The sequence below is a fragment of the Paenibacillus lacisoli genome (genome assembly GCF_030580655.1).
In the GTDB taxonomy this organism is placed as follows: domain Bacteria; phylum Bacillota; class Bacilli; order Paenibacillales; family Paenibacillaceae; genus Paenibacillus; species Paenibacillus lacisoli.
In genome coordinates, this window is record NZ_JAUQTB010000003.1 from 206,434 (window position 1) to 231,432 (window position 24,999).

Consider the following 24,999-nt stretch of genomic DNA (forward strand, 5'->3'; position numbering starts at 1 on the left):
TCCTTGCCAATAGCATAGTCCTACGTATAGGCCAGCCGCAAGTCCGGCGGCTCTCTACCTATATAACCGAATCATATGAATAGGACCCAGAGAGATATAAATTGCGGCTGCGCCTGTATTTATGCTATAACTGAACTAACTATGCCGCCTGGTACAGGTAGTGTATTAAAGCGATAAAGGAGCTGTTGGATTCCCATGTCTATTGAAATGAACACGCAAGAGGTCATCAACCTGATCAAAACAAGCAAGAAGAAAACACCTGTTAAAGTATATATTAAGGGCGACCTGGCTTCTCTGTCGTTCGGCGAGGGCATTCAATCGTTTATCTCCGGCAACAGCGGCGTGCTGTTCGGGGACTGGGCTGAAATCAAGTCCCTTCTGGACGAGAATGCATCCCGTATTGAAGATTATGTGGTAGAGAACGACCGCCGCAACTCCGCCGTTCCTATGCTTGATCTCAAAGGTATCAATGCACGGATTGAGCCAGGGGCTATTATCCGCGATATGGTCGGCATCGGCGACAACGCGGTCATCATGATGGGTGCCGTGATCAATATCGGTGTAACCATCGGTGAAGGCACCATGATCGACATGGGTGCAGTTCTAGGTGGACGCGTAAAAGTCGGCAAAATGTGTCACGTTGGTGCAGGCGCAGTGCTAGCAGGTGTGATTGAGCCCCCTTCCGCACAACCGGTTGTGCTGGAAGATGACGTACTGGTTGGTGCCAATGCTGTTGTCCTGGAAGGTGTGCGCATCGGTGAGGGTGCTGTCGTAGCAGCGGGATCCGTGGTTACTGAAGATGTTCCCCCATTCTCCGTTGTTGCAGGTACTCCAGCTCGTGTAATCAAACAAGTCGACGACAAAACGAGATCCAAAACCGAAATTCTGCAGGATCTGCGTACTCTGTAATTATCGGCCAGACAAGCTATACCATGATGAGGCCCGGCGCTGACGCCGGGCCTCAATTGCTAAAGGGGGAAGCCTAGCATCATGAGTACCATTGATTATTCGCCGTATATAACGATCCGCCGGGAGCTGCATCAGATACCGGAAGCGGGGTTCGAGGAGTTCAAGACCCAGCAGTATCTGTTAGATTACATTGCCGCCCTTCCGCAGGAGCATATCGAAGTGCGCACCTGGCGGACAGGCGTAATGGTTCGAATCCAGGGCAGCAATCCGAGACGGACGCTGGGCTACCGGGCTGATATGGATGGACTGCCGATCGAGGAAGAGACCGGCTATGAATTCCGGTCTAACCATCCCGGTTATATGCATGCCTGCGGGCATGATCTGCATATGACCATTGGACTGGGAATCGTTACACATTTCGCCTCGAACCCGATCGCCGACAATCTGGTTGTACTGTTCCAGCCTGCGGAAGAAGGTCCGGGCGGTGCGCAGCCGATGCTGGCAAGCGAAGAGCTGAAGGACTGGATGCCGGACCAGATCGCCGCGCTGCACATTGCACCTGAATATCCGGTAGGTACAATTGCCACACGTCCGGGAATTCTGTTCGCGAATACGTCCGAGCTGTTCATCGATCTGATCGGTACCGGCGGTCATGCCGCCTATCCGCACAGGGCGAACGATATGGTGGTCGCCGGCAGCCAGCTGGTGGGTCAGCTGCAGAGCATTATTTCCCGGAACGTCAATCCGCTGGATGCGGCTGTCATTACGATCGGCAAGGTCGAGAGCGGCACCAAGCAGAATATTATCGCGGAACGTGCTCGTCTTGAAGGAACGATTCGCACGCTGTCTGCGGATACGATGAAGCTGGTGAAATCACGGATTGAAGCGCTGCTGCGCGGCGTGGAAGCTGGTTTCGAGTGCAAAGCCGAAGTGGATTGGGGTGCGAATTACCTTCAGGTGTTCAATGAGGCTGAGGTAACGGGGCAGTTCATGGATTGGCTCCGTGACCGGAGCGATGTGACGCTGGTGGAGTGTACAGAGGCGATGACCGGCGAGGACTTCGGATATTTCCTGAAGGACATTCCAGGCTTTATGTTCTGGCTTGGTGTGGATACGCCTTACGGACTGCATCACAGCAGGCTGGAGCCGAAAGAGGAAGCTATTGGTGTGGCATTGTCCGTGATGACGGATTATTTCACATGGCTGTCGGAGCAGACATAGGCAGCTGTGTTTATCTGAAATGATGAAGTCCAAAGGGATTTCCGCAGGCGCAGTATGCGTAGGGAATCCCTTTTTTCAGGGTTGAGGCTTCAAATAAAAGGAAACCGGTTAAAGGAATTTTCAAACGAGACAGGGAGGAGGTATACAATGTATTTTCTGTTTTTGCTGGTCTGTCTGTTGTTCTCTTTTATCTTCATCTTCAAAAATGACCGTGAACGTTATCTGACCCATATTGCCTTGTTGACCATGATCGTCTGTATATCGCTGAGTGTTCTGCTGGTTAATCTAGCTGTCTTCGTGGGAGCTGATAACAGCACGCTTTTTCTTAGTGTTTTTGAGATGCAGGAGGCGTCCATGTTCAACGTAATAAAAGTCATGGTAACGATCGGACTGATCGCCATGGTTGTCTACTTCTACTCCAAGCAGAGAGATGAGTAACAAAAAGGTATCCTCAGCCAGATGGCGGCAGAAGGATACCTTTTTTAATCTACAGACGTCCTATAAATGACTCGAGACGGTCCAGCCCCTTCTCCAGCACCTCATCATGATAGGCATAGGACAAGCGGATAAACCCTTCACCGTAACCTGAGAACGCATCTCCGGGTACGACAGCCGCTTTCTGTTCCTGCAGCAGCCGCATAGCGAATTCCATGGAAGGCATGCCGAGATGCTGAATGGACGGGAACATGTAAAAGGCTCCTTCCGGCTTCACCAGCCCGAGTCCCATTCCGTTCAATCGGTCATACATGTAGTCACGGCGCTTGCGGTACGTTTCCCGCATAGGAACTGCATCGTCGGTGCCGTTCGTCAGAGCTTCCAGTGCTGCATATTGGCTGACCGAGCTGGCACAGGTGACGTTATATTGATGCACCTTCAGCATATGCCCGGTAATAGCGGCTGGCGCAAAGGTGAAGCCGATCCGCCATCCGGTCATGGAGTGCGACTTGGAGAGCCCATTGATGACAATCGTGCGCTCCCGCATTCCCTCATGGGAAGCGATAGAGCAGTGCGGCTGATCGTAGATCAGCTCGCTGTATATTTCATCGGAAATGACGAAAATGTCCCGTTCCTGCAGCAGTGCGGCAATCTCGCCGAGTTCATCTGCGGTCAGCACCCGTCCGGTCGGGTTGGAAGGATAACCGAGAACGATCGCCTTGGTCCGTTCTGTCAGGTAGGGCATAATCCGGTCTGCCGTCATACGAAAGCCGGACTCACGGGTATCCACATACACGGGAACACCGCCGGAAAGACGGATTAAAGGTTCATAACCCGGATAGATCGGACCCTGAAGAATGACCTCGTCCCCTTCAGACAGCAGTGTTCGCAAGGTGATGTCCAGCGCTTCGCTGGCGCCATTCGTCACAATGACCTCGTCGCCCCCGTTATACTGCAGGCCATAGCGCTCAAGGACAAAGGCAGCCGCGGCCTCGCGCAGCTCCGGAAGCCCGGCATTAGGTGTATAGACGGTACGGCCTGCATCCATGGCGCGGTGAGCAGCTTCAATAATATGACGTGGGGTCGGAAAATCTGGCTGCCCGATTGTCAAGGAGACTGCATCCGGATATTTGGCGACTTCATTGGCGATTCTGCGGATACCGCTGATCTGGATATGTTGGACATTGGAATTGATTAAGTGCTCCATGCTGTAGGTACCTGCCTTTTCTAATAAAAATTCACCGTCAGTTTCAACTGTAGTTTCAATAGAACCAGTGTACCTCTGAAAAGGCAAAGACGCCAGCCCAGAAGGGCCGGCGTCTTCACAGGTATTAAAGCGGGCAGAGAACACCAAGTTTAAACGGGTTACATCTCAAGCACCTGCGTATGAAGGGCAGGTGAGGCCGGGGCCTGTAAGCCTGCGGGCTTGTTGGACGAGCTCAAGTTCCACAGTACCTTTATCAGCCAGCCGCATAGCAGTATGTTCAACAGAGAGATCAGGAACAGCACAGCCCCATAGGAGGCACCGCCGCTGGTCGAATAGTAGAAAATATAATACGTATTAAAGAAGATCGTCACGCTGAACCCCAGCGTAAGCCATAGCAGACGTTGGTCCCGCAGCTGGAAGTAAGCAACTATCGCCAGGGCTGCCGCTGGAAACAAATAACGTTCATGCATACTGGTGGAGAAGGTGAAGACCAGGGCGATCAGGGTCAGGGCAGCCGCCGCTGCGAGTAGTGGATTTCGGTTGCGCAAGGTCATCCAGCAGGTGAACAGCACTGCCAGCACAATGAATATCAGACCCCATGCATGGTAGCTGAACAGCAGCATTGTTGAAGATGCCTGCTTGTAGTTGGCGCCGATCAGGCTGTAGAAGTTAAAAGCGTTAACCGACGCATAAGGATATTCGCCAACAGTACCGGCATAGAGCTTATACAGCCATAGCGGCTCTTGTCCCCAGGCAAAAGGCAGTGCTGTAACGATGACGACAGCAGCTGCCGTTCCCATTGCGCGGATCCAGGCTCTCCAGCTCCCCGACTGGAGCAGGGCAAAGCCCAGCACGGGCAGGAAGATGATGCCCTGCGGCTTCATCATGATCGCAGCGGCCATAAACAGGGCAGCCCAGCTCAGTTTGCACTGTGAGATGAACCAGATGCCGCAGATGATCAGCAGCGTGAAGAAGGAATCCACCTGTCCCCAGTAAGTCGAGTTGATGAGCACTGCCGGATTAAATGCGTAGAACACAGCAGCAGCCAAACCGATTCCTGCTGATATGTACTTCCGTCCAATCCGGTACAGCAAGTAAGCTGTAACCATATCCGCCAGCATGGACGGCAGCTTGATCAGCAGTGTTGAATAAGGACTCAGGGCTGCCGTAGATGTCAGCTTGCCGACGAGATACAGCATATAGATATACAGCGGCGGATAGTCGCTGTTGCTGCTGCTGTAGAAGTCGCTAAGACCCTTTGCTGCGGCATTTGCCCAATTGCGGAACAGGTTCAGGTCAAACGGATGACCTGCAACCTGCGGAGCAAGTGCGATCCGGATGCTGAGTCCGATGACAATCGCCATCCATATCATCGCAGGCCGAACAACCGCTTCGCTCTTGCGCCGCTTCATGAGTGGGATGGCGGCTGCCGCTGCGCCGAAGAACAGCAGCGCATAGAGCAGCAGTTCGGTGCTGCCGCTGCCGGAGGCCTCACCGGCACCGAACCGGCTTCCGCCACCTTGAGGCATACCGGGCCGCTCGCCGCTTTCGCCGTTCCTGCCGGTATCTATATTCGGAGAGCCGGTTATTCCTTGCCCCGGGCGCCCTTCAGGAGAGTCTGCACGGGGATTGCGATCCGTTCCATCCGATGTGCTGGCACCGTCTGAACCCCTCGGAACCTGTGTTATCCCGGCATCATTCCGTGAAGAGCTTCCCCCGCGTCCAAATTCGCTGCTCCGTCCTGTGAAGCTGCCGTCCGGTCTGCTTCCGCCACTTCCAAAGCTGCCGTTCTGCCTCATTCCGCTGAAACCACTGTTTGTGGAGGTATCACTGGTATGTACAATCACTGAATAGACCGCCCAACCGATGGACAATACCAGCAGCAGAATCATAATCATCAGCCACTTATTGCTGCGTATCCAAGACATGCTTATGAATCGCTCCTTCCTTTGTAATCGAATATGGATCATTATGCCGGGCTTATCTGAATTTTGGCTTAATGCCCACTGAGTATTTGCCTAGAGATCCTGCTTTCAGCTGTTATTCAGCAAGTATTCAGATCGTCGACGAATACAGCAGCTGCCCCGGGTTCTATCGACATCCGGATCTGATCCGGAATGGAAATCTATTAGATTTTACAAATAATCTACCGCATTCCCCGAAGTATTACAGCCCATTAACACAGCGGATACGCTCCTTTGACACAAGGAATATATGATCAATCTATCATGTAGCAATGACCATATATTCTACTAATGGAGTGTGAGTGTTGGTGAAAAAGCCATCCGTTAAAAAAGTCATGTTAACCGTGAGTGCGGCAGCAGTGATTGGAGCGCCATTTGCAGCGGCGGGGCTTCCCAAAGCGGAAGCAGCAAGTTCCAAGTCGTCTGCAGCTCCCAAAGTGGTACAAGTCTCCAAGGTATCGAATCCGAAGAACGTTATTCTCTTCATTGGTGATGGTTACGGCCAGGCCGCCCGTAATGCTACACGCCTGACTACGGTCGGCAAGAACGGAAAACTTGAAATGGAGAGCATGCCGTATACAGGCTTTGTAAGCACGGATGCCGGCAACACACTGGTAACAGACTCTGCAGCAGCGGCAACCGCTATCGCTACAGGTGTTAAAACCTATAATGGTGCGATCGGAATGGACCTGAATAAAAAGCCGGTAACGACCATTATGGAGCGGGCAAAAAAAGCAGGTTTGTCCACAGGCGTTGTGACGACTAGTCAGGTAACCGATGCGACAGGTGCCGCTTTTGGCGCACATGTGGAGAACCGCTCTGAACAAAGCAAAATCGCAAAACAGTTTATCGAAAACAGCAAAATTGACGTTATTCTTGGCGGCGGTGAAGATTTCTGGTATCCGAAGGGTACACCAGGTCCGCACAAAGATGCTCCTGCGGAAGATCCGTCTGAAGGCAGTAAAGGGACGGAAGGCAACCTGGTAGACAAAGCCAAGAAGCTCGGCTACCAGCATGTAAGCAATAAGGCTGAATTGAAAGCGGCCAAAGGCGGCAAGCTGCTCGGCCTGTTCGCTAACGAAGAAATGTTCCAGGCACACAACGAGCTGGGGAATAAATACAACCCGACCGTTCCCCTTCCAGAGATGACGTCTAAGGCGATTGAAGTGCTGTCCAAGAACAAAAAAGGTTTTTTCCTGATGGTGGAGGAAGAAGGCACCGATGAGATGGCCCACGACAACGATGGGGCGCTGACGATTCAGGCCGGGATCCAGTTCGATAAAGCAGTAAAAGTAGCAAAGGATTATGCGAAGTCCCATCCGGATACCCTGGTGCTTGTCACCGCGGACCATGAGACGGGCGGTATGGCTATTGAAGGCGACGACAAGGAAGATGAGTCCGGCGACGGCATTTCGAAGGAAGACGGACCTTTCGACATCAAAGGCTCGAAGGACAAGTTCTACATCGACTGGACGACAGACGGCCATACTTCTGTAGATGTAGCCCTCTCTGCGATGGGGCCGGGAGCCGAGCAGTTCGAAGGGTATTATCCAAATACAGCGATTCATGACAAGCTGCTGAAGCTGTTGAAGCTGAAGAAGTAAGCTTCCGCATCGGCATGAGCATCATACAAGCATGCAAGGCACGGGGCTAACCCGTGTCTTTTTGCTGCAGCAAAGGGACTGGGAGTTTGGTAGAAGTATGAAATTAGGAGATTTTTGTGTACAATGTGTGGGTATGCTTTTTGGATTCAACATGTCAACATAGAGGGGATTTAACGATGGAAGTAACCAAAATGATTATTGATGCAGATACCGGAGTCGATGATGCACTGGCCATTCTCTACGCGCTGAAGTCGCCGCGCATTGAGCTGCAGGGTGTGACAACGGTATTCGGCAATACAAGTGTTGGACAAGCTACAGAGAACACGCTGCGGCTGCTGGAGTTGGCCGGGGCGCAGCATGTGCCTGTTGCAGCTGGGGCAGAACGGGCGCTCGTACGTGAGCCGGGTCCATTCTCCGAGAAGGTCCATGGCCATAACGGTGTAGGAGATGCGGAATTGCCGCCAACCTCCCGGTCTGCGCTGGATACCTTCGCACCGGAATGGCTGGTACAGCAAGCGAACGAACATGAGGGAGAGCTGGTCATTGTAGCGATGGGCCGCCTGACCAATCTGGCGCTTGCGCTGGATATCGATCCGGATTTACCGAAGAAATTGAAGAAGGTTGTCGTTATGGGCGGCAATATTCGTGTGCCGGGTAACATTACCCCTGTCGCTGAAGCGAACATCTGGGGAGACCCTGAAGCTGCGGACCGTGTGCTGACGGCAGGCTTACCGTTGACCCTGGTAGGATTGGATGTCACGCTGAAGACACGCGTCAATGACAGCCACCTGCACTACCTGAAGCGGTATGGACGGGAAGAGAACCGTGAAATCATCAACTTCATTGATGAATCACTTCAGCACTATTTCGGATTCTACCGTGAAGTGAACTACTTCCAGAACTCAGCTCCGCTTCATGATCCGCTGGCTGTTATTGCAGCTGTTCATCCAGAGCTGCTGACCTACCAGACGATGAATGTACGTGTGGAATGTGAAGGAACACATACGACAGGCATGGTGGTCGCTGATCTGCGCGCGATCCCGATGTATGACAGCCCGATCCAGGTCTGCGTCGATGTAGACGCCGAGACGGCGGAAGGCAACTTCCTGTCCGTGTTTCTGTAGAATAGAATGACAGCGGTCTCCTGCCCTATGGGCGGGAGGCTTTTTGGCGTTATATTTAGCGTTGTTTTGATAGAAAAAGGCATGGAAGCTCCAGCCAGTGCTGCAAGCAAACCATGCCTTTTTGTCAGAGCCTCTTCCGTTTAACCTTGGGGTGCAAAGCCCTCTTCCTGCAAATACTCTTCCGCTTCTTCCAGCGTCTCTACGGCCAGCTCCAGGTTGTCTCCAGCGTAGATATACCACAGGTTCTCGTCCGAGCCATACACCAGGGACAGCTCGTTGCCTTCTTCGTCAGTCCAGATGGCTGCTTCCTGCTGCTCAATCATCGTGTTGCCCAGATCTTCCATGGCGGCCGTCAGAACCGGTGCGTCTCCTTTAATCGCTGCGGTCGATCCGGACGGAGAGAGAGAAGCAATAGAGGCTTCAATCAGTTCACGCAGCTGCGGCTCGCTGTAATTGCGAATATTCACCATGCCTTTATCGTCTGCAGGGTAACCGCCCAGCAGACCCGCATAGATAAAGCCGTTACCGTTCGGATGGAGATGGTAAGCGACGGTTTTTTTGTCATAAGCGCTGTCTTCATAATGGAAATTAACACGGCCAAGCGATACATTCTTGCGCTGGAGCTGCGGATAGGATTCCAGAATGGTAATTTTTTGTTCAAAAGGTAGCATAGGGCCTCCATAGGTTCTCATAGGGTTTGATGTGCAGTCATTGTACCACAAGCGGCAGGTCGGACCAAACACTTGCTGCCGTATATACCGGCTGTGTGACGGACTAGACCTTTTTGACCGTCTCTCGAATAGTTATATCCCGTTCCTGATCATAAACCGCATAGATTTCAAAGGTCCCACTCTCGAAAAACAGCGGAAATCTCCGTCGGAACCAAGACTGCATGGAATAGTCCATGGCTTCTGAGATGTGCTGCACCTTCGGTCAGGCTCTCGGGAAACTCGACCTTTCCACCCGAACCGATCCAGCCTGGGAATCCCTTGGAGCTTGGACGATGGATCAGCAGTACCTTGTCTTCATCCTGTACCAGGCACATCGTATATAAAGCGGTTTGCAGCTGTTTGTTATCGTTATGATTTGTCATGAATGACTTCTCCAGCTCAGTTCGTAATGTGATGGTTTGACATCACTGAATTCGTTACAATACAGAGGGTATCCTGCATTTTAATGCATTCATGCCATCATAGACTCCAGACCGGTAGGTGAATGTATGCCAAGGATTATGTTTACTGGCAGCGGATTCGCAGGTCATGTCAGCGTCAACCTCGTGCTCCATGAAACATTATGATGTCGGGCGTAACCGGATATGAGATCAAGCTTTTTCAAAAAAAAATAAAAACCATGTGATCCAAAATAGAATAAGCTCCGTTTCACTAAATACAAAGACATCAAACACACTACAAGGAGTGAAACGCGATGAAGATTAAAAAACTGATTGCACCTGTACTTAGCTTGTCTCTACTGATTCCATCCATGGCCCAGGCGGCAGTGCCGATGCCATCCCCTACCCCAACAGTGAATACACCGGCCATAGAACTTAGAGCCAGCCTGGACCGCTTGCTGTCAGAACACTTCGCCTTGGCCGTGTCGGCGATGAGAACGGCTTACGATGGATCCAAGGATGCAGCTGCAGCCTATAATGCATTGGATCAGAACGCACTGGATATGCAGCCTGCGATTGAATCTCTCTACGGGAAGGAAGGCGCCGCTGAGTTCGAGCGCATTTTCAGAGCCCACAACAAGTACACAGACGATCTGGTCAAAGCCACCAAGGCAGGCGACATGACAGCCCGCAAAAAAGCAGAGCAGCAGGTAGAGAACTTTGTGGAGGAATTCTCAACCTTCCTGGGCAAGGCAACCGCGGGTAAGCTGCCACAGCAGACAGCCGAGCAGGTGCTTCGTCTTCATGAAGATCAGGTACAGGAAGTATTCGACGACTATGTTGCCGGTGACTACACAGGAGCCTACCAGGCATACCGTGAAGGTTTTAACGAAATGTTCACTGTAAGCAAGGCATTATCCACCGCGATTACAGCCCAGCTGCCAGAGAAATTCAATAACACCAAGCCGGACACCAAGGCCGCTGATTTGCGCTCTGCGCTGAACCGTCTTGCTGCAGAACACTTCGCGCTGTCTGTCCTTGAGATGCAAAAACAATATGATAACGCCAAAGACTACAACGCCCTAATCCAGGCCGAGGCCGCCAATACGGCCGATTTCAAAGCTGCGATTTCTTCCATCTATGGACAGGCAGGTGCGGATCAGTTTGAGAAAATCTGGACGGAGAACCATGTGAATGCACAGGCGGATTATGTCAAAGCGGTTCAAAACAACGACCAGAACGCCCGCCAGGCCGTGCAGAAACGAATCAGCCAGTTTACGATGGATTTTGCAGCATTTCTGGATGCGGCAACAGCCCAGAAACTGCCTAAAGATGCTGCGCTGGCAGCTCTGACCCAGCACGAAAATCAAGTGCAGCAGGTACTGGACCAGTACGCGGCGGGCAGCTATACAAACGCTTACCAAACAAACCGCGCAGGGTATGAGCTGATGTTTGGTGTAGGTCAAGCACTGGGCAACGGCATTGTAAGCCAGATGCCGGATAAATTCATGGATACTGCAGCGCCTGCGCCATCTGTGATGACTGTATGGATGAAGGTGAACAGTAAGCAGCTGAACATCGACAGCAAAACAACGATGATGGATACTACACCTTTTATCTGGAACAACATGACATATATCCCGCTTCGTTTCCTGAGTGAAGGAATTGGTGCTGATGTGAAATGGGATCAGAAGGCACAGCAGGTAACGGTCATGGCCGGCAAGGATACCCTGAAATTCTGGATTGGCAAAGACTTTATGGAAGTGAATGGCACGAAGAAGCAAGTCGGTGCCAAAGTTTTCGTTAATAAGGATGGCCGAACGGTCGTACCGCTGCGCTTCATCACGGAGCTGTTAGGCTGGAATGTGAAATGGACACAGCAGGATGGCTCCATCACACTGACCAAAGCTATGTAATAAGCCATCATCCCTGACCACAGATCACCCTATTCATGTTCTACGTTCATACTTTTCATCGATAATTCTCTCCGACAATGGACTTCCCCCCTCTTGCTGCCAAGGCCGGTGTCTCTGACACCGGCCTTGGCATTTATGAATATCCGTGGAGCATAAGAATTTTGTCGAAGACCACGCAACCAAAACCTTCCATAACCGTTTATATCTAAGGAGGTGTTAACGATGAAAATTCATTCTATCCTTGCAGGTTTAATTGCAGTGTCCGCTGCACTGGTCCCTGCAGCTGCTGCTTCGGCAGCACCGGCTGCGGCCGCTGCATCTGCACCGAAGAGCAGCGTACCGCAGACCGCATCCTCGTCTGCTGTGAAGCAGGATCCTGCGCAAATCACCAAGCTGAACCATCAGAGTGCGCTGCCGCTGATTCTGGAAGCCCAGAAGCGTTATACCTATGTTATGGCAGGCGGGTATACCATGGGAGAAACATTCATGCTGAACGGTCAGGAGTATCGTTATTTGTCTGAGGATATTGGTACTACTGCCAAACTGATAAAGTATCTGACATCGGTTTATACCGATACAGCGGCAAAGCAGTTTGCAGGTAAATATGTGGTTGAGGTAAACGGCCGTCTGGCCCAGCTGAACGCGGATGGGGGCAGCCTGCTCCAGTTCGACCGGGCAACGGCGAAAATGCTCAGCATGACCGACGTCAAGCGCTCCTATCTGCTGACCGTTCCTTATGCAGCAGAGGCTAAGCTTCCGAACGCCAAACTTCCTGTCAACTTTGAGAAGGTCGGCAGCTTCTGGCGGATCTCTACTGCGCCGCATGTTTTGTTCTAGTCGTCATCATTTATGGATCATAGCTGCAAAAAATAAGAGCGATCCACCTCGGTGGGTCGCTCTTATTTTTCACGCTGGTATAGAGCCTATGAAGTCGGCTGCAGCTTCCCGCCTTCCTGCAGAAGAGCAATCAGCTCCTTCGCATTGTCAGTGGCATCGCCTGCCGAGTTGTTGTTGAACACCACACATATCCGGCGGCTGCTCTCTTCGAGCGCCAGCAGCCGGTCGCGCCACTCCTGAAGCTCGCTTGTACTGTACCGGTACAGATAACGAAGCTTGCGCCAATCCGGGTCGCTGCTCTTATGCCAGCCCTCTACATTGCGGCCGTGCATACGTACATAGGTCAGTTCATCTGAGGTAGCTTCAGCCACGATCGGGATGGAGCCGAGTCCTGCCTGCGGTTCATCCACCACGGTGTGAATCCAGTTCTCCTCCCGCATGAAGGCGAGCGTCCGCTCCCTGAACTCCGGCATATACCAGGAGCGGTTGCGGAACTCTAGTGCGCACGGCACATCACGCATCCGCTCACGGGTATCGCGCAGCAACTCGACGTTCTCGCGCGTACAGTCGAACCAGGAAGGGAACTGGAACAGCACCATGGTCAGCTTGCCGGCATCCCGTGCAGGCTGGATAGAGGTGTGGAAAGCTTCGAACATCTCCTCACGGGTATCAAAATAGTTCTTCTTCCCGCGCAGATGTCCGGTCATGCCCTGGTAGGCCTTCGGAATAAATCCGAAATGCTCCGGGGTTTGGCTGACCCACTTGACTACATTTTTGACCGGTTGAATGGCATAGAAGAAGCTGTCGATCTCACAGATAGGGAAATGGCGGCTGTAAGTAGGAAGCCGCTCTGCCGGTTTGATTTTGCCATAGAGCTCTTCATGATCCCCGAAGCCGGTTAGTCCGATCTCAATCATGAAACGACCCCCTTGTGTCCAGACTTGTTAAGGTTCATTAAACCAAAACAGATCGGTTCAAAAGGGGATTCTCCATGTTATCCGTGCTTATTTTACTGCTCCTCGTCTTCCGGTTCCAGATCATCTTTTGGAAGAGCCCACACCGAGACGCTGCCTCCATTCACCGGGAAGGTAGCACAGCCATCCTCCCCGATGGTGATGCGTTCTTCCCGGGTGTTGGTCAAGTCTACCCAAACTTCACCGGCACGCTCTTCACCGACATGCATATGCTTCTCGCCTTCGTCTCCGTTCGAGATGACGACGGCGCAGCCGGAGCGTTTGAATTCCGGTGTACCCATCCGTACCCAGCCAATCGTGTTGGGATGGTCGAAATAATCAACCTGTTCTCCATAAGCCTTGTATCTTCGGGCATAGAGCAGGGTATCGATAGCAAGCTGCTTGCCATCAATCGGATGCTCGCCGCCAATGCCGAAGTAATCTCCATAGAACACGCATGGATAGCCGTCTCGGCGGAGCAGAATCAGTGCATAAGCACTCTGCTTAAACCAGTCGTCCACCCAGGATTCCAGCGATTCGTTCGGCTGAGAATCATGATTATCCACGAAAGTGACAGCATGTGTCGGATGGGTCTGTACCAGGGTATCGTGGAAGATGGTCGTCAGATCGAAATCCCGGCCGGCCTGGGAGGCGGCATGCAGCTTGTAATGGAGCGATACGTCGAACAGATCGATGCTGTAATCGACTGTATCCAGGAATTCCCGGCAGGCCTGCAGATCCGGGTTCCAGAATTCGCCCACAATATAGAAGTCCTCACCGCGTTTGCGGAACATTTCATTTGCGAATTCTTTGACAAATTCATGGTTGATATGTTTGATTGCATCCAGCCGGTAACCGCTGCACTGCAGGGTATCCACCAGCCAGCTGCCCCAGTTGATCATTTCTTCGCGCACAACCGGGTTGTTATAATCAATATTGGCGAACATAAGGTAGTCGTAGTTTCCAAATTCATTATCCACATTTTCATTCCACTGCTTATCCTCGCCATGAATGCGGAAAATACCCGTTTTGTCCGTACTGGCATCGTAATCCGTTCCGTTAAAATGCTCATGGTTCCAGTGGAAAGCCGAGTATTTGTCACCGCGCCCCGGGAAATTGAACTTCGTCCAGCCTTCAATTTCAAAGGGCTCCGAAATGACCTCATTGCGGTTGTCCGGGTTTACTTCCACCACTTCAAAACGCTCCGTCTCATCCGCACCCGCCTTATGGTTCATGACAAGATCAACGTAAACAGCGATCCCATTTTTGTGACAGGCTGCAATCGCCTCAAGAAGGTCTTCCTTGGTCCCGTATTTGGTGCGCACCGCACCTTTCTGGTCAAATTCCCCCAGATCATAAAGATCATAGACACCATAGCCTGTATCCTCGGGCGATTGTCCTTTCGTGACCGGCGGGATCCATACCGAATCAATTCCCTTGTTCTTCAATAGCGGTGCTGCCTCTACCAGGCGCTGCCAGTGCTTGCCGTCCGCCTCCACATGCCACTCAAAAAATTGCATCATCGTATGATTGGGTTTCATCATTCGTTCCTCCTTTTTAGCATGGGAAATGGAGTCTATATGTCATTATCTCGTTGAGATAGGTATGCAAAGTGCTGCAAAGACCTATGTAACTATAGATACCTATATGAGGAGTTACCCAATGTGGTGCGGTTGCTAAACGTCTTGCTTGGTTGCTGCAGAACAGCGGGTCTGCTTAAAAGGGGAATTTAATAAGAACAAGACGTTCTCAGGCATCCGGATCAGACTGCAGTTTGCCGTTCTTGCCGTAGTCTTTTTTGGCCAGATCTTCGAAGAAGATGAATACTTTATCCGGCTCCACATCAAAGCTCTCCGATACAACCTGGGTCATTCTACGAACCAGTTCACTTTTTTGCTCGGTTGTTTTACCTTCCAGCACTTTGACTGTTATGAATGGCATGATGATCCGTCCCTTCGGCGGGGATGACCCCGGAATTTGATTATTTCTGATATTTGCTTATTATTGTAATCACCCCCGTGAAGGAATACAAACGGGCATATAGATAGACGAACCTTTTGGCAAATTTATGGTATACCATTTGTGATACAATGAGGGCAATGCGGCGAAAGAAGAGGTGAACGAGACAACCGCTCCGGCGGTTTGATCCGATATGCATACTGAACCATCGAACCCATCGGGAACAGAACGCACGTCCAAATATTGCACCTATTGTCAGCAGCACAGACCGCTGACTGATTTTCGGCGCCGCACGGGCGCGAAGTCCGGTAAAGGTTCCCGCCGGGGCGCCTGCCGGATCTGCCGCCAGGAACGGAGTGCGGCGAAGACAGCGGCAGTACCTGAAGCCGCCGTGCCCCGGAAACAGGCGGTTCACCATCCTCCAGCCCAGGAACGGCCCTTCGTGAAGAGGAAGGAAAGGGCCGCCAAGCGGCCGCCTCCTGCCGTGCACACGCGTCCGGATCCGCACGACCACACCGCGCTGCGGCCAAACCGGGCCGGTATGATCCGTATGCGCGGGCGAACGGATAAGGGCCGCAAGTGGCATCAGGAGATCGAGCTGGAGCTGGCGATAACGCTGGTGAAGGAGCATGCCGCCGAGGTGGTCAACCGCACGACCATCCGCCGTCTCTACAGCAACAAGGAGTTCAGGCGCTATATCCTGCTGCGTGATCGTTATACTTGCCGGTTCTGCGGCAGGTACGGAGACACGATTGACCACCTGCTGCCGAGGGCCAAGGGCGGCCATACCACACCTTATAACTGTGTCTGTGCATGTAATATGTGTAATCAGTCAAAGGCTGACCGCGATGTAGATGAATTCATGCTCAACAGCAGTTCTTTCCGGGATGCGCATCATCCCCATTAAATTCCGCTGACACATAACAAACGGCTCCGCTGCTAATTGCAGGGAGCCGTTTTTTTTGCAGGATTTACAATTCATGAAAGAACCGGTTCACGGGTAGAATCTTAGTAAAGATCAACCTCATAGCCAGCTTCTTTCCAGGCTGCTGTGCCGCCGTCAATGTAGGCTACATTGGTGAAGCCCATTTTGTGCAGCAGATAAGCCGCCAACGCTGCCTGTCCGCCTGCACCGCAGGTAGTCAGGATGGAACGGCTGCGATCCGCCAGACGCTCGTCACGCAGATCCTGCGGAAGCTCCAGATCGGCACGGATCGGGAGCATGCCCAGGGAGATGTTCACACTGCTCGGAATCAGGCCGCAGGCACCGGCATCGGTGGCGTCCTGAACATCAATGACCAGGGTCTCCGGGTTGTTCTGAATAATTTCTCTGGCTTCCTGAGAGGATACGCCTTTGACGTGTTGTCTAGCTTCGTTAAGCATATCTGAGAAAGTAACTGCCATGTGGATCAGCCTCCAAGTCATAGTTTGTGTACTCCGGAATGATACATGATGGATTCAGGATTTCTGGCTGCAGGTATGTAGTGATTGTAACGTTAAACTTGCAGATACAAGCGGCCGTTTTGAGTTCACATCATGCCCGGCGTTACTCTTTTATTGTACCCGAACTTGAAGGCAAAGCAACGGCCGTGAACCGGCGGGCTCCATTCAAGAACCGCAGATTCAACAGAGGGAGGCTTGGCAGCAGGGCGATCTGGGGCCTGGGACCGGTTGCAGGATACCGCCAGCTTGGCATCGACACACAAACCTGCAATAATATAATTTGCAACAATTTTAAAAAACTTTCGACTGTACTATGTGAAAGGTGTAATATAGGAGTATAGGGTTCCGTTTCGGCCTGTTTATGGATTCATCATGTAATACTGATCAAGTAAACATTGCTCTCTTAAACAGAGGGTTGCTTTGAAGAAGGCGGTAATGTGCTATTTTGCACAAAGTCCCGTCGTCTGCTTCACGGGAAGACGTAGAGCCTGTTCGGCGGAAAGCCGCGGCAGGATATACTGGCGGCTTTCCTGTGCCTTAATGTTTCCTCTGACAGGTATTTCAGGATCGTTGATTGCGGGCAGGCTTCGAGAGGAATGGGCTTCTATTTTAAAGCAAAGGAGGACGTTCACGTATGTCACAAACACCTAATCAAGAAGTAGCTGCCACTCAGGAGGCAACGAGAGAAACAAAGGATGTGCTGGACCAATTGATGAAGCCGGAGGTGCAGGAATCCCTGACCGTTCTCGTAGAGAACCTGCCGAAGCTGGCAGAGATGGTTACATTGATGACGAAAGCCTATGACTTTGCACAAAGCGTGGCAACAGATCCGGTTCTGGTTGGCGATCTGAAGCACACCATGGGCGAATTCGTTAAACCTGTAGCAGACGGAGCCAAAGGAATTGCGTCTGCAGCTGTTGAAGCGGGCGACCGTGTTCAGACTGAATCCGGTTCTGTCGGCCTGTTCGGCTTGCTCAAGATGCTGAAGGATCCTAACGTTCAAAGAACGCTTCGCTTCAGCCAAGCGTTTCTGGATATCCTTGGCGAGCGCCAAAAACAAGGCAAATAATTAGCAATTTCTGAATGAAGAACGGAGGATGGATATGTCGAAGCAAATTTTGATTCTGGGCGGGGGCTACGGCGGTCTGCTTGCAGCGCTGAGTGCCCGTAAATATATGACAGCACAGGACGCTAGCATCACGGTAATCAACCGTTACCCGACACACCAAATTATTACAGAACTGCACCGTCTGGCTGCAGGCAGCATCGCAGAGAAAGCCGTAGCGCTTCCTTTGGATAAACTGCTGCGCAACAAAGACGTAAACCTGAGAATTGATTCTGTACAGGAAATCAAGCCTGATGAGAAGAAGGTCATCCTGGCCAGCGGCACAACAATGAGCTATGATGCTCTGGTTGTATCCCTGGGCAGTGAAACAGCTTACTTCGGAATTCCGGGTCTGCAGGAGTACAGCTTCACACTGAAATCTGTAGATGAAGCTAACCGCATTCGTGCACATGTGGAAGCTCGTCTGGATGCTTACAAGCAATCCGGCAACAAAGCAGACGCTACGATTGTTATCGGCGGCGGCGGTCTGACAGGCGTAGAGCTCGTGGGCGAATATGCTGACAAGCTGCCTGAACTGTGCCAGGCTCGGGGTATTAACCCTAGCGAAGTTGCACTGTACTGTGTAGAAGCAGGTCCTGCCATCCTTGCCGGTTTCCCGCAGGATCTGGTTGACCGTGCAACGACTAGTCTTGAGAAGCGCGGCGTTCAATTCGTAACCGGCGTGCCGATTACCGAAATGAAACAGACTGAAGTCTTCCTGAAAGACGGACGTTCCATCCAGACCAGTACGCTGATCTGGACAGGCGGCGTACAAGGACATGCAGTCGTTGCGAACTCCGGTATTGAAGTAAATCGTGGACGTGCAACCGTGAATGCGGCACTGCAATCCACATCCCATGATAATGTATTCGTTGCGGGCGATGCTGCAGTAGTCTTCCCTGGTGAAGGCGAGCGTCCATACCCTCCAACAGCACAGCTGGCTTGGCAGATGGGCGAACTGATTGGCTACAACATCTTCGCTTACCTGAACGGCGGCAACATGGAGAAATTCACACCGATATTCTCCGGTACCTTGGGAAGCTTGGGTCGTAAAGATGCGATCGGTACGATCGGCGCTAACAAGACCCAACTGAAAGGACTGCCAGCAACACTGATGAAAGAAGGCAGTAACATTCGTTACCTGTCCCACATCAACGCGCTGTTCGCCTTGGCTTACTAAGCCGGCAGGCAGTATAATAGAGAGAGGATTCAGGCTTTTGCCCGGATCCTCTCTCTTTTTTAGTCTCACAAAATGTTTATCCACTGCCAGGTAAGGGTATATTAACTAAGCCAAGGCAAATACGAATAAGGATAAATCAGGTGAGAACAATGAAATGCGAACATTGTGGACAACAATTTAACGATATTTTGGAACATATTAACCATATTCTGCACGAGTGCAAGAGTCATAAGCTCAAAGCGAAGAGCAAGACTAAGCCTAAAGCTGCTTAGGGCCGCCAACCAACCTGTGGTTATGCTGGTCGCTCATTAACACATATAAGATGAACCGTTTGTAGGTAAAGCAACCCAGCCTGTCGGCCTCCCCTTGGGGAGACGGCGGGCTTTTCTCATATCCTGAACGGCTGCGTGCGTTATAATCAAATGAGAATACGCAGTTCACGGTATAGAAACAGGTTCGGAAGCGGGGGAACAGGATGTACCAAACGCTGGAGATTATGAGTTATTTTACAGAGGAGCATTTGCGTGAATGGATGGATCAGTACCGATCGCTGGGTCCGTTAACAGGGCTGCTGCTCGCTTTTATGAAGTCATTCGTACCGCCGCTGCCTACCATTCTGATCGTTGGTCTGAATGCAGCCGGGTATGGATTATGGGGAGGGTTCTTGTATTCCTGGCTTGGACTTGTGGCGGGGTGCATCGTCACCTTCCTGCTGGTGCGGCGCGCGGCCTCCACAGCCTGGGCGGTACGCTGGTCTCAGAAGCCGGCTGTACACCGGAGTCTGGTCTGGGTCAGGCGGAACGCGTTCAGTTATGTATTTTTGCTCAGCATGTTTCCGGTAGGTCCATTTGTGGTCATTAACATTGCAGCAGGCGTAGCGAGGATGAGAACTCTCTCTTTTGTGGTGGCGGTGAGTCTGGGAAAAGCTGTAATGGTATTTTGTGTATCGTATATCGGCTCCAATCTGGGCAGCTATCTGGAGCATCCGCTCCAACTGACCGGTGTCATTGTATTCGTTGTGGGTTCATTGTGGATCTGCCGCCGATTGGAGACCTACTTCACCTCAGAGCAGCCGGATGAGCGCAAGAGATCTATATAGGAACGTGGGAAAAGGGATACCTCCCGGTAAATACCGGAGGTATCCCTTTGGGATCAGCTTCTTATTCGTTTCGGCTGCACTCAGGAGGGCTTGCGCTTCATGAACAGCAGTCCTGCACCGGCAGCGACCAGAATAAAAGCAATCCAAGGCTGCCCCGCGAAGGACTGGCTGAACAGCGACCCCAAGGTGAATACGGCGAAGAACAGCAGTGAGGCAACGGTCAGGATATTAATCGGAATCAGCAGCCAGCGGTTGCGTGTGCCGAACCAGTAAAATTCGAAAAGGCCCACTGCAGCCGCCAGGATAAAGCCGGGCCACATATAATGCCAGGCATCGAACAGCATGGAATATTGACAGACGAGGCCGGCCACAAGCAGGATGCCTCCGGGAATCAGCAGACCGGTTCCCCGGCGATCCGTCATAGAGAAGTACATCCAGTGGAAGAACAGGCCGAGAGGAATCACGAAGATGACGGGCCAGAAGTAGCCGAACAGTTTGCCTGTTCCAAAGGATTCTCCCTGATTAAGAAATAGGCACACACCCAGCAGAAGCATCAGTGTTCCTGCAATCATGCGTTTGTTCATATTTTCCCGCTCCTTTATTATGTATTGGTTAGGGAAATCTTACCATGTAAGTTTCGATATGAACATCAGCCTGCGGGTCTCGTCCTTCCTGGACTTAAGTCTAGGTTTAGGAAGCCGGGGATGTCCAGTGGTTCAGGAGAGGTCCCTTTTCCCCAAATACCGGGTCGGTAGCAGGGAGCGGCACAGCGGCAATCTCCTGCTGGATTCCTGGAATTGCCCCGTCCTCCTCCTTGTGAATGTTATAATCCATCCCATCCGGATATGCGCCGATGACACTGAAGTCTTCGCTTGCCCGCAGGCACTGGTGAGCCGTTCCTGCTGGCAGAACAAGAACATCTCCGGCATGAACATCTAATGTGATACCGTCAGCGCCGCCAATCTGCAGACGGGCTTCCCCGCTGGCAATACCAAGAACCTCATGGGCATTGCTGTGGTAATGAGCATAAGGAAAAATGCCATTCTTCCAGCTGTTCAGCCACCGATGGCGGTTAAACACAGCTTCAATGGTGTCTGTACTGCTCTCAAAGGCTCTGATGTACACCAAAACAGGCAGCACAGGATGGTTAGGGAGTACCCCCGAAGGCTGAAGCAAGTAAGTTTGAATCTCTGTATTCTGCATACTAGATATCCTCCTTGTCCTGTAAGTCTCCAGATATATGCATTTACAAAAAAGCCGCCAGCCGTCCCGAAGGACTGCTGCGGCTTTTTACTGAATGCTATGAAATCCGGAGCTCCGGATTTTAGAACTTGTCTTTAACTTCGCCGGCTTTCTGCTGCACTTCGCCTTTAACCTTATCGGCTTTGCCCTCAGCCTGAAGGGATGCATTGTCTGTTGCATTACCGACCTGGTCTTTAATCTCACCTTTGGCTTTGTTTACGCCGCCTTTGATTTTATCGCCTAATCCGTTGCTCATGATATCCATCTCCTTCTTTTGTTAGCGTACCTACTATTACCCGTACGCCTCCATCATTAATCAGAAGAGGATTATCCCTTGAGAGCCGTATATTTTAGTGAGAGTTCCCGAAACCATGTCTCATCCTTGATCTGCAGGGCGTAGTCAATCAGGGATTCAATATACTCGGGACTCAGGTCCGGCTCATCTGTGAATTGAATGTGGGTCGTGAATTCGGCGCACTCACCGGTCAGGAACGCAGCATCCTCTTCCGGATGATGAAAGATGACGTCAAAGCTGATACTGGCATTACTGTAAGTTTCCTTAAGCAGTGTCCGAATATCGTGGGCCGTCATTCTTCTTCTGTAGCCGTAGAGATTATAATTGATCAGAAACGTATATTTATCCGACAAATCTGCAACAAGCGTGCCGCTTCCAGGGTCGGCAATCGTCTGCCTGCGATCTACATAAATGTAAGGATTGGCATTCTCGATTCCCCGTCCGGTCAGCGTCCGATTAATGAAATCAAGCAGCTGTTGTTTGTCCCAAATCATATGGTCTACCTCCGCTATCTTACTGCATGGATCGTCGTGCGCTTCATGCTCTCCTCATGTCTCCTCGCTGCGCTGATCACATGCTTTTTCCTACCAGTCTGTACGCAAATTGACTCTGATAATCATATATCGGAGTTTTTCTATCGATCTTTTATTGAAATTTAGCAAAATGAAGCTGAGGAATTGGGGGAATATCATCGTCTCTCCGGCCCCTATATGTTAAAATAAACCAATAATTTAAATGGGAATGAGGTACATGTTATGCATACCGTTCCAATGATAGCCATACAGGATCTAAGAATGATGTATGACGGGCGTTACGTACTGCAGGGCATTGATCTGGAAGCCGGGAAGGGACAGATTATCGGATATATCGGACCCAATGGGGCTGGCAAGAGTACAACGGTCAAAATTATGCTTGGCCTGGCTCGTGGATACACGGGCAGTGTAAGTATATTCGGACGCGACATTGCCGACGGAGACCCGTCCTATAAGCAGAGAATCGGGTACGTGCCGGAAGTTGCGGAGTTATATGAGACACTCACCGCTTCAGAATATTTGACATTCACCGGCGAGCTCTACGGACTGAGTGCAGCTGCAGCGGATTATAAGGCCTCCCGGCTCATCGAGGCGTTCGGGCTCAAGGATGCTTATCACTCCCGGATGTCCACTTATTCCAAGGGGATGCGTCAAAAAGTACTGCTGATCTCCAGCCTGCTGCACAATCCGGATCTGGTGTTCCTGGATGAACCTCTGAGCGGGCTGGATGCGAACAGCATGCTGATCGTGAAGGAGATTCTGTCGAGGCTGGCCGCTGAGGGGAAGACGATTTTTTATTCTTCACATATTATGGACATTGTCGAGAAAATAAGCAGCCGTATCATCCTGATTAATGAAGGACGGATTGTGGCCGATGGACATTTTTCGGAACTGCAAGGGCTGTCTGAACAAGGGACGCTGGAAGGCGTCTTCAATCAGCTGACCGGATTCGACCGTCATGAAGCGATTGCGGATGAATTTGTATCCATCGTGCAGGAGGTTGTCTGATGAAGGAGTCTCCAATCCTGCGTCTGCTTGATCGCTTTGAACGGCAGTTCACCAGAAGGGGGATCGATTACAGGGCCATGCGAGCCATTCTGCGGATCAAGCTGCTGATGGATTCCCGCCGGATGCCGACTCTCATGGCCAATGCAAGCGGCAGTGCCCGAAAGCGCCGTGAAGAGAGCAACCTGCAGTTCGGATCCCTACTGCTTTATGCCTTGACCGGATTTATGCTTGTACCGATTATTCTGCTGGGCAACCATGTGCTGTTCCAGTTCAGTCTGGTCTGGGGAGTTATCATGTTCATCGTTATGACGGCGATGATTGCAGATTTCTCAAGTGTATTGCTGGATGTCCGTGACCGAGCCATTCTTGATATCAAGCCGGTGGATCGTCGGACGATCGGGGCAGCCAAGTCGATTCATGTGCTCTGGTATCTGCTTACCATTACATTATCGGTAGGTCTGCCGCCATTAATTGCGGGAACAGCCAAATACGGAGCAGCGTTCCCGTTCCTGTTCATTCCCGGCCTGCTGCTGTCTGATATGCTGGGGATTGCCGTGACAGCCCTTGTCTATCTTTTGGTGCTGCGCTTGTTTGACGGGGATAAATTAAAGGACCTGATTAACTATATCCAGATTGCTATGACGATTGCCGTCGTCCTCGGCTATCAGTTGATTGCCCGCTCCTTTGATCTGGTTCAACTGCAGTTTACGCTGAAGGCGCAGTGGTGGGAAATTCTTGTTCCGCCCTTTTGGTATGCGGCTCCGCTGGGATGGATGTATGCAGATTCGGGAGGACTCTACATACGGATCCTGGCGCTGTTGGGTGTCTTTGTTCCGTTGCTGGCCGTCGCGCTTTATATCCGGCTGCTGCCCGCATTCGAGCATTATTTGCAGAAGCTGTCGCAGGAAGGCGCCGGTGCAGGCCGCTCGGGAGGGAGAATACTTGGAGTAATTGCGCACTTGTGCTGCGGTATGCAACAGGAGAAGGCCTTCTTTCTGTTCGCCTACCGCAATATGTCCCGTGAACGAGGCTTCAAGCTCAAGGTATATCCAATCATGGCCTATAGTATGGTTCTGCCGTTCATCTTTATGTTCCAGGCATTAAGAGGAGGGACATGGAGTGATATCTCCAGTCTGTGGGTGTTTTTAACCTATTTCATGCTGTCAGCTGTGCCAAACGTCGTCGCAATGCTGCGATACACGGACAAACCCAAAGCAGCTTGGCTGTACGAGGCCGTGCCGCTGCAGAGCCGGGGATTGATCTACAAGGGGATATTCAAGGCAATGCTGATCCGGATCATGCTGCCTGCTTTTGTGAGTATGGCTGTGCTGATGATCGTGCTGCTAGGATTGAACGTTCTGCCTGATCTGATCGCCATTTGGCTGTCTGGCTGCATATATACGTTAATCAGCAGCCGTATGATGGGAAGGGCCCTGCCTTTCGCTGAGAAGTATGCCAATATCAATCCTGCCGGCGGTTGGAAGACGCTCCTGCTTCTCATTCTATTGTTGGGGCTGGCGGGTGCTCACCTGATCTGTGTACTGTTGGTACCTTACGGCAGCTGGATCAGCTTGGCTCTGCTTCTGGCTGTGAACCTTCTGTACTGGAAATATGCGTTTGGCGGAGGATTGTCTTGGGAAGACAGGGAAAATGAGATGTCTATTTCCGGCTGATCGTGGATATAATGGATAAAGGTAAATCATCGGCTTGGCACAACGGTCTGTCCGGATTTATCAGACAGGCTGTGCTGCCAAGGGGATGGGAATTTCTGGGGTTACATTTTTTGGTTATTCTTGATTTGGAAGCGGTTATGTGTTACAATGAAGTCAATGAGTAAACGCCGGTTCACATATT

Annotated in this window: 24 protein-coding genes and 1 pseudogene; 13 read left to right on the forward strand and 12 right to left on the reverse strand. The window is 51.4% G+C overall.

Annotated elements, in window-relative coordinates; translation table 11 throughout:
• The first annotated feature begins 195 nt into the window (after positions 1-195).
• The 3 genes from dapD to Q5741_RS07920 all read left to right on the forward strand — a co-directional run bounded on the left by dapD (position 196) and on the right by Q5741_RS07920 (position 2,568).
• Positions 196-909 (forward strand): 2,3,4,5-tetrahydropyridine-2,6-dicarboxylate N-acetyltransferase, encoded by a 714-nt coding sequence (gene dapD / locus Q5741_RS07910; RefSeq protein ID WP_305023534.1) that lies wholly within the window; start codon positions 196-198, stop codon positions 907-909.
• 81 nt (positions 910-990) lie between these two features.
• The gene (locus Q5741_RS07915; RefSeq protein ID WP_305023535.1) at positions 991-2,130 is read left to right on the forward strand and encodes an N-acetyldiaminopimelate deacetylase; all 1,140 of its coding nucleotides are present in this window, start codon (positions 991-993) and stop codon (positions 2,128-2,130) included.
• 147 nt (positions 2,131-2,277) lie between these two features.
• Complete coding sequence (locus Q5741_RS07920) at positions 2,278-2,568, forward strand: hypothetical protein (protein ID WP_305023536.1); 291 nt, start codon at positions 2,278-2,280, stop codon at positions 2,566-2,568.
• Between the two features lie 49 nt (positions 2,569-2,617).
• On the opposite strand, the gene Q5741_RS07925 is transcribed toward Q5741_RS07920, so the two are convergent.
• Together Q5741_RS07925 and Q5741_RS07930 are read right to left on the reverse strand one after the other, a co-directional pair.
• Positions 2,618-3,772, reverse strand: a complete 1,155-nt coding sequence (locus tag Q5741_RS07925; RefSeq protein WP_305023537.1) for an aminotransferase A — start codon at positions 3,770-3,772, stop codon at positions 2,618-2,620.
• Between the two features lie 158 nt (positions 3,773-3,930).
• Positions 3,931-5,700, reverse strand: a complete 1,770-nt coding sequence (locus Q5741_RS07930) for a glycosyltransferase 87 family protein (protein WP_305023538.1) — start codon at positions 5,698-5,700, stop codon at positions 3,931-3,933.
• A gap of 344 nt (positions 5,701-6,044) precedes the next feature.
• On the opposite strand from Q5741_RS07930, the gene Q5741_RS07935 reads away from it, so the two are divergent.
• The gene (locus tag Q5741_RS07935) at positions 6,045-7,340 is read left to right on the forward strand and encodes an alkaline phosphatase (protein ID WP_305023817.1); all 1,296 of its coding nucleotides are present in this window, start codon (positions 6,045-6,047) and stop codon (positions 7,338-7,340) included.
• Positions 7,341-7,516: 176 nt separating this feature from the next.
• Complete coding sequence (locus Q5741_RS07940; RefSeq protein ID WP_305023539.1) at positions 7,517-8,464, forward strand: nucleoside hydrolase; 948 nt, start codon at positions 7,517-7,519, stop codon at positions 8,462-8,464.
• A gap of 140 nt (positions 8,465-8,604) precedes the next feature.
• Here the strand turns inward: Q5741_RS07940 and Q5741_RS07945 are convergent, their stop codons facing one another.
• Together Q5741_RS07945 and Q5741_RS07950 are read right to left on the reverse strand one after the other, a co-directional pair.
• Complete coding sequence (locus Q5741_RS07945) at positions 8,605-9,135, reverse strand: hypothetical protein (protein WP_305023540.1); 531 nt, start codon at positions 9,133-9,135, stop codon at positions 8,605-8,607.
• A gap of 103 nt (positions 9,136-9,238) precedes the next feature.
• A pseudogene (locus tag Q5741_RS07950) lies at positions 9,239-9,557 on the reverse strand (hypothetical protein).
• A gap of 332 nt (positions 9,558-9,889) precedes the next feature.
• Between Q5741_RS07950 and Q5741_RS07955 the strand changes: the two are divergent.
• Both Q5741_RS07955 and Q5741_RS07960 read left to right on the forward strand, forming a co-directional pair.
• Positions 9,890-11,491 carry a copper amine oxidase N-terminal domain-containing protein gene (locus Q5741_RS07955; protein WP_305023541.1) on the forward strand — a complete coding sequence of 534 codons (1,602 nt, stop codon included), beginning with the start codon at positions 9,890-9,892 and terminating at the stop codon, positions 11,489-11,491.
• Positions 11,492-11,713: 222 nt separating this feature from the next.
• Entirely contained in the window at positions 11,714-12,328 is a 615-nt protein-coding gene (locus Q5741_RS07960) for a DL-endopeptidase inhibitor IseA family protein (RefSeq protein ID WP_305023542.1), read from the forward strand.
• 86 nt (positions 12,329-12,414) lie between these two features.
• On the opposite strand, the gene Q5741_RS07965 is transcribed toward Q5741_RS07960, so the two are convergent.
• From Q5741_RS07965 to Q5741_RS07975, 3 genes are all read right to left on the reverse strand, one after another.
• Entirely contained in the window at positions 12,415-13,245 is an 831-nt protein-coding gene (locus Q5741_RS07965; RefSeq protein ID WP_305023543.1) for a DUF72 domain-containing protein, read from the reverse strand.
• 92 nt (positions 13,246-13,337) lie between these two features.
• Positions 13,338-14,822 (reverse strand): alpha-amylase, encoded by a 1,485-nt coding sequence (locus Q5741_RS07970; protein ID WP_305023544.1) that lies wholly within the window; start codon positions 14,820-14,822, stop codon positions 13,338-13,340.
• 208 nt (positions 14,823-15,030) lie between these two features.
• Positions 15,031-15,222 carry a tautomerase family protein gene (locus tag Q5741_RS07975; protein WP_305023545.1) on the reverse strand — a complete coding sequence of 64 codons (192 nt, stop codon included), beginning with the start codon at positions 15,220-15,222 and terminating at the stop codon, positions 15,031-15,033.
• A 211-nt stretch (positions 15,223-15,433) separates the two neighbouring features.
• On the opposite strand from Q5741_RS07975, the gene Q5741_RS07980 reads away from it, so the two are divergent.
• Entirely contained in the window at positions 15,434-16,147 is a 714-nt protein-coding gene (locus tag Q5741_RS07980; RefSeq protein ID WP_305023546.1) for an HNH endonuclease, read from the forward strand.
• A gap of 101 nt (positions 16,148-16,248) precedes the next feature.
• Here Q5741_RS07980 and Q5741_RS07985 read toward each other — a convergent pair whose 3' ends face one another.
• Positions 16,249-16,644, reverse strand: a complete 396-nt coding sequence (locus Q5741_RS07985) for a rhodanese-like domain-containing protein (protein WP_305023547.1) — start codon at positions 16,642-16,644, stop codon at positions 16,249-16,251.
• A gap of 673 nt (positions 16,645-17,317) precedes the next feature.
• On the opposite strand from Q5741_RS07985, the gene Q5741_RS07990 reads away from it, so the two are divergent.
• The 3 genes from Q5741_RS07990 (at position 17,318) to Q5741_RS08000 (ending at position 20,067) form a co-directional block, all read left to right on the forward strand.
• Positions 17,318-17,752: a DUF1641 domain-containing protein gene (locus Q5741_RS07990; RefSeq protein ID WP_305023548.1), complete on the forward strand. Its 435-nt coding sequence runs from the start codon at positions 17,318-17,320 to the stop codon at positions 17,750-17,752.
• A gap of 34 nt (positions 17,753-17,786) precedes the next feature.
• Positions 17,787-18,968 carry an NAD(P)/FAD-dependent oxidoreductase gene (locus Q5741_RS07995; protein ID WP_305023549.1) on the forward strand — a complete coding sequence of 394 codons (1,182 nt, stop codon included), beginning with the start codon at positions 17,787-17,789 and terminating at the stop codon, positions 18,966-18,968.
• 475 nt (positions 18,969-19,443) lie between these two features.
• Positions 19,444-20,067: a TVP38/TMEM64 family protein gene (locus tag Q5741_RS08000; RefSeq protein WP_305023550.1), complete on the forward strand. Its 624-nt coding sequence runs from the start codon at positions 19,444-19,446 to the stop codon at positions 20,065-20,067.
• Between the two features lie 80 nt (positions 20,068-20,147).
• Here the strand turns inward: Q5741_RS08000 and Q5741_RS08005 are convergent, their stop codons facing one another.
• The 4 genes from Q5741_RS08005 to Q5741_RS08020 all read right to left on the reverse strand — a co-directional run bounded on the left by Q5741_RS08005 (position 20,148) and on the right by Q5741_RS08020 (position 22,098).
• Complete coding sequence (locus Q5741_RS08005) at positions 20,148-20,651, reverse strand: hypothetical protein (protein ID WP_305023551.1); 504 nt, start codon at positions 20,649-20,651, stop codon at positions 20,148-20,150.
• A 106-nt stretch (positions 20,652-20,757) separates the two neighbouring features.
• Positions 20,758-21,270: a cupin domain-containing protein gene (locus Q5741_RS08010; protein WP_305023552.1), complete on the reverse strand. Its 513-nt coding sequence runs from the start codon at positions 21,268-21,270 to the stop codon at positions 20,758-20,760.
• 121 nt (positions 21,271-21,391) lie between these two features.
• Entirely contained in the window at positions 21,392-21,565 is a 174-nt protein-coding gene (locus Q5741_RS08015) for a CsbD family protein (protein ID WP_305023553.1), read from the reverse strand.
• A 71-nt stretch (positions 21,566-21,636) separates the two neighbouring features.
• Positions 21,637-22,098 (reverse strand): hypothetical protein, encoded by a 462-nt coding sequence (locus tag Q5741_RS08020; RefSeq protein WP_305023554.1) that lies wholly within the window; start codon positions 22,096-22,098, stop codon positions 21,637-21,639.
• A gap of 261 nt (positions 22,099-22,359) precedes the next feature.
• Here Q5741_RS08020 and Q5741_RS08025 point away from each other — a divergent pair, with 261 nt between their 5' ends.
• A complete protein-coding gene (locus tag Q5741_RS08025; RefSeq protein WP_305023555.1) occupies positions 22,360-23,145 on the forward strand; it encodes an ABC transporter ATP-binding protein in 786 nt (261 codons plus the stop codon).
• Complete coding sequence (locus tag Q5741_RS08030) at positions 23,145-24,818, forward strand: hypothetical protein (RefSeq protein WP_305023556.1); 1,674 nt, start codon at positions 23,145-23,147, stop codon at positions 24,816-24,818. The genes Q5741_RS08025 and Q5741_RS08030 overlap by 1 nt, the downstream gene beginning before the upstream one ends.
• Positions 24,819-24,999: the final 181 nt, after the last annotated feature.